This is a genomic window from Actinoplanes sp. NPDC049548 (genome assembly GCF_040676695.1).
In the GTDB taxonomy this organism is placed as follows: domain Bacteria; phylum Actinomycetota; class Actinomycetes; order Mycobacteriales; family Micromonosporaceae; genus Actinoplanes.
The window spans coordinates 1-5,394 of record NZ_JBFAPM010000056.1 but is presented as its reverse complement, the minus strand read 5'-3'; the positions used below and the strand labels follow the sequence as shown (position 1 = coordinate 5,394).

Genomic DNA, 5,394 nt, shown 5'->3' with positions numbered 1-5,394 from the left:
GATGAAGAACCCGACGAGGTCGTCGAGGGCCGCGTCGCCGCGCCCAGCGATCGCGGTACCCAACGGGATGTCAGTCCCCGCGCCCACCCGGCACAACAACACCGACAGCGCCGCGTGCACCACCATGAACAGCGTCGCGTCGTTGCTACGAGCCAGCTCGGCCAGGCCGGCGTGCACCGCCGCGTCGATCTCCACCGGCACGGTCGCGCCGCGGAAACTCGGCGTCGCCGGGCGGGGCCGATCGAACGGCAACGTCAGCTCGGGCGGTGCGCCGTCGAGAGCCTGCCGCCAATGCTGCAGCTGGCCGGCGATGACGCTGTCCTCGTCGTCGGGGTCGCCGAGCTCCTCGCGCTGCCACAGGGCGTAGTCCGCGTACTGCACCGGCAGCGGCGCCCAGGCCGGCGCCTCGCCGTCGAGGCGGCTGGCGTAAGCCTCGCGCAGGTCGCGGGACAGGACGCCGAGGGACCAGCCGTCGACGGCGATGTGGTGGGCCACGATCAGCAGGACGTGGTCGGCCGGCCCGATCTCGAGGAGCCAGACCCGCCACGGCAGGTCGGCGCTCAGGTCGAAGCCGCGGGCCGTGTAGTCGGCGACCATGCCGGGCAGGTGCTCCTCGGTGGCCGGGACGGTCAGGAAGGCGGGCCGACCGGCGGCCCCCTCGAGGATCAGCTGGTAGGCGCCCTCGTCCTCGCTCTGCGGGAAGATGGTGCGCAGGCTCTCGTGCCGGTCGGCGACGTCGCCGATCGCCTTCTCCAGCGCGGCAACGTCCAAGTCGCCGCGCAGGCGCAGAGCCAACGGCATGTTGTACGCCGCACTCGCACCCCGGTCGCTGTCCTCGAGCCGGTTGAGGAACCACAGCCGCTGCTGGGCGTACGAAAGGGGCAGGTGCTCGGATCGCTCACGGCGGGTCAGCGCCGTGCGGGTCTGCCCCGTGGCGGTGGCGACGAGCGCGGCCACGGCTTCGACGGTCGGAGCGGCGAACACCTCGCGGATGCTGATCTCGGCGGCGAGTACCGCCCGGATTCGCGCGACCAGGCGCATCACGAGCAGCGAGTCGCCGCCGAGGGCGAAGAACGACCGGTCCACGGGTACCGTATCCACGCCGAGCACCTCAGCGAACAAACCCGCGAGCGTCTGCTCCACTGCGGTGGCCGCGACCCGGCCCGGCAGGCCCGCGTACTCCGGCGCGGGCAGGGCGTCCCGGTCGAGTTTGCCGTTGACCGTCAGCGGCAACGCGTCCAGGGCCACGATCGCCGACGGGACCATGTAGTCCGGCAACACCCGGGCCGCATACTCCCGCAGCTGCTCGGCATCGGCCGTCGACACGACATAGGCGACCAGCCGCTCGTCCCGCACGACCACCGCCGCCTGCACCACCAGCGGATGCCCGGCCAGCACCGCCTCGACCTCACCCGGCTCCACCCGGAAGCCCCGCAGCTGCACCTGCGCATCCGAACGACCCCGATACTGCAAAACCCCATCCCCGGCCCGCCGGGCCACATCCCCCGACCGGTACCGGCGAGCCCCGCCCGGCGCGGCCACGAACCGGACTGCGGTCAGACCTGGACGACCGTGGTAGCCCCGGGCCACACCACGGCCCGAGACATACATCTCCCCCGCCACCCCGGCTGGGACCGGCATCAACCACTCATCCAGCACCTCCACCGCCAGATCCGGGATCGGCACCCCGATCACACCGCCCGCCCCCACGTCGACCGGCTGATACGTGACATGCACCGTGGTCTCGGTGATGCCGTACATGTTCACCAACCGCACCCGCGGATGCTGCTGCACCCACTCGCTCAGCCGGGACACGTCCAGCGCCTCACCACCGAAAATCACCAACCGCAGCCTCGGCAGATCCGTGTGCGCTACGGCGGCGAGTTGGCCGAACGCCGACGGCGTCTGGTTCAACACCGTCACGCCCTGCTCGCGCAGCAACGTCATGAACTCGCGCGGATCACGGGAGGTCGCGAACGGCACCACCACCACCCGCCCACCGCTCAGCAGACCACCCCACAACTCCCACACCGAGAAGTCAAAAGCGAACGAGTGGAACACCGTCCACACATCATCCGGACCGAACCCGAACCACGGCTGCGTCTCCGACAACAGCCGCAGCACATTGCCGTGGCTGACCGTCACACCCTTCGGCCGCCCGGTGGACCCCGACGTGTAAATCACATACGCCGCCGCGCCCGCAGGCACCCACACTTCCGGCGACACACCAGACCTGGCCGGCGCACGGCCGTCGTCGACCACCAGCACGTTGTCGTGCCCGGTCACCACGCCGGCCGTCGCGCTCGAGCACACCACCACGGCCGGAGCGGCATCAGCCAACACGAACGCGATCCGCTCCACCGGATAGCCCGGATCGACCGGCACATACGCACCACCGGCCTTCAGGACGGCCAGCAACGACACCACCAGATCCAGGCCACGCTCCAACACCACCGCGACCCGCGACTCCACCCCCACACCACGCACGACCAGCTCATGCGCCAACCGGTTCGCCGCCACATCCAACTGCCGATACGACAACCACTCCGACCCGAAACACACCGCCACCGCATCCGGGCTGCGCTCCACCTGCGCCTCGAACACCTCCACCAACGAACCCACCGGATCAGCACCGAGCGGGCGCGGCAGCCGGGGGCTTTCGGAAGCGTCGAGGTCGCGGACGCGCATGCCCGGGTCGGCCGCGATCTGCGACAGCACCGTCATCAAACGGTCCAGCACAGCGTTCGCGGCGGCGGCGTCGAACACGTCCTCCTGGTAGTTGAGCCGCAGGTCGAGGCCGTCGACCGGACCCACCACCAGGACGAGCGGGTAGTTGATCGCCTCGCGGATCTCGGCCGACCGGAAGCGGACCCCGCCCGGGGCCTCCTGCTCGGGGACCTCCGGCGGCGGAGCGTCGGCGCCCGCGCCCGCGCCGAAGTTCTCGAACGCCATCATCGTGTCGAAGAACGCGCCCCCACCACCGAGGCGCTGAACCTCGCTCAAGCTCAGGTACTGGTGGTCCATCAAGGCCGTCTGCCGCGCCTGCAAGTCAGCCAACAGCTCGGCGACCGTCTGACCCGGCTGGAACCGCACCCGCACCGGAATCGTGTTGATGAACAGCCCGAGCATGCCCTCCATGCCCGGCAGATCCGCCGGACGACCCGCCACCGAAGCGCCGAACACGACGTCCCGGCGGCCGGTGAGCCTGCCGACGACAACGCCCCAAGCGGCCTCGACGATGGTGTTCAGCGTCAGGCCGTAGGTACGCGCGGCGTCCCGCAGCGCCGCCACCACGCCGGCGTCCACCTGAGCGGTGAGCACGCCAGGGAAGCTCTGCACAGCGCCGTGGTCCAGCTCGGCCACCAGTGTCGGCTCGTCCAGCCCGGCCAGCTCGTCGCGCCAGGCCCGCCGCGCGGCGTCCTCGTCCTGCCGGGCCAGCCACGCCAGATACTCGCGATACGACACCACCGGGGGCAGCCCGGCGGTGTCTCCGCCGTTCGCGTACGCCATCCCGAGCTCGCGGGTCATCGTCTGCAGCGACCAGCCGTCGAGCAGGATGTGGTGCAGCGTGACGACCATCCGCCACCGTTCCGGGGCGAACTTCAGCAGCAACACCTTCAGCAGCGGAGGTACGGCCAGGTCGAAGCGCTCCCGGTGCTCCCGCAGGGCGATCCGCTCGGCCTCAGCCGCAGCGTCCGCCTCGCTGAAGCCGGACAGGTCCTCCTGCCGCCACGGCATCTCCACGTGGTCCCACACCACCTGGATGGGCGACCCGGCGTCGCGCTGCGGGAACGCGGCCCGCAGCGTCTCGTGCCGGTCGATGATCGCCTGCCAGGAGGCCCGCAGGACATCCGGGTCGAGGTCGCCCTCGAGCCCGAACACGAGCTGCTCGACGTAGACGTCCATGCCCCGCTCGTCGTAGCGGGAGTGGAACAGCAGACCCTCCTGCAGGGGCGACAACGGCCACACCTCGGCCAGGCCCGCGTCAGCCGCCGCAGCCTCGAATCCCTCGACCTCGGCCTGATCGACCTCCACAAGGGGGAAGTCGGACGGCGTGTGACCGCCCGATCCCGGCACCGCGAGCGCAGACAGCGCCGCCGCCCAGGCCGCGAGCAGCTCCTGAGCGCGGTCCTCGCCCAGCACGCCGTCGGGCCACGACAGCGCCAGCGTCAGCCGGGGGCCGCCCGGTTCGTCGTGGACCACGCCGACCACCTCGAGGGCGTGTGCCACCGGGATCTCGCCGTCCGCGCCGCCCATGCCCTGGCCGGCGACCTGCCACGCCTCCTCCGTGCGGTCCTCGGGTCCACCGCCGCCGAGGAGTCGCCCGAGGTAGTTGAAGCCGACCTGGGCGGCCGCCAGCTCGGCCGCTGTCGTGCGCCCGTACCGGAGAAGGCCGTAACCCAGGCCGTCACCCGGCGCCGCCCGCAGTTGTTCCTTGACGCGCTTCAGCGCGTCGCCCGGGCCCTCGCCGTCCGACAGTCCGGCATTCAGGCGCACCGGGTGGCTGCTGGTGAACCAGCCGACCGTACGCGACAGATCGAGGTCACCGGTCCGGCCGTGGCCCTCCAGATCGACCAGGAACCCGGCGGGGAGACTGCCGTGCCACTCCCTCACGGCCATGGCGAGACCGGCCAGCAGAACGTCCTCGACACCGGCGTGGAAAGCCGACGGAACCGTGGTGAGCAGGGCGGCTGTCGCCTCGGGCGAGAGCAGGACGGACGCGCGGCGGACGGTGTCACCGACATCGCGGGAGGGGTCGAGGGCGCGTGCGGTCAGCAGCGGGTCGGCGTCGGCGAGCAGGGCTCGCCATTGCGGCAGTTCGGCGGTACGGTCCTGGGCCGCCAGTTCCCGTGCCCAGTGCCGGAACGACACCGGAACTGACTGCAGCGCCACCTCACGCCCGCCCGCGATCGCCGCGTAGGCCTCGGCCAGGTCCGGGAGCAGGATGCGCAGCGAGACCGCGTCGACGACCAGGTGTGCCATGAGGAGCAGCAGACGCCCCATCCGCTCGGGACCCGCGTCGAACCACACGGCCTGCACCATGGAGCCCGCGAGCGGATCGACACGGTGGGCGGCGGCGAGGGCATGCTCGTCGGAGAGCCGCCGCAGCGTCACGTCGTCGACGCCGGAGACGTCGACCCGGCGCAGCCAGTCGCCGGCCGCCTCCGGTTCTGGTTCTGGGACGAAGAGCCGCCATTCGTCGTCGAGCCGCTCCAGCCGGGCGCGGAGGATGTCGTGGTGGGTGAGGATCTCCCGGAGTGCGCCGGTCAGCGTCTCCTGGTCCGCGCCGGCCGGAGTAACCACCATCGTGGAGAACGCGGCCTCGCCGATGCGGTCGGGGCCGGTGCGCTCGAGCAGCTCGTGCATCACCGGGGTGAGCGGGACGTCGCCGAT

Annotated in this window: 1 protein-coding gene; it reads right to left on the bottom strand. The window is 71.4% G+C overall.

Annotated elements, in window-relative coordinates:
* The coding region (locus AB0J80_RS38370; protein ID WP_364714747.1) for an amino acid adenylation domain-containing protein at positions 1–5,394 on the bottom strand (5,394 nt) is incomplete at both ends.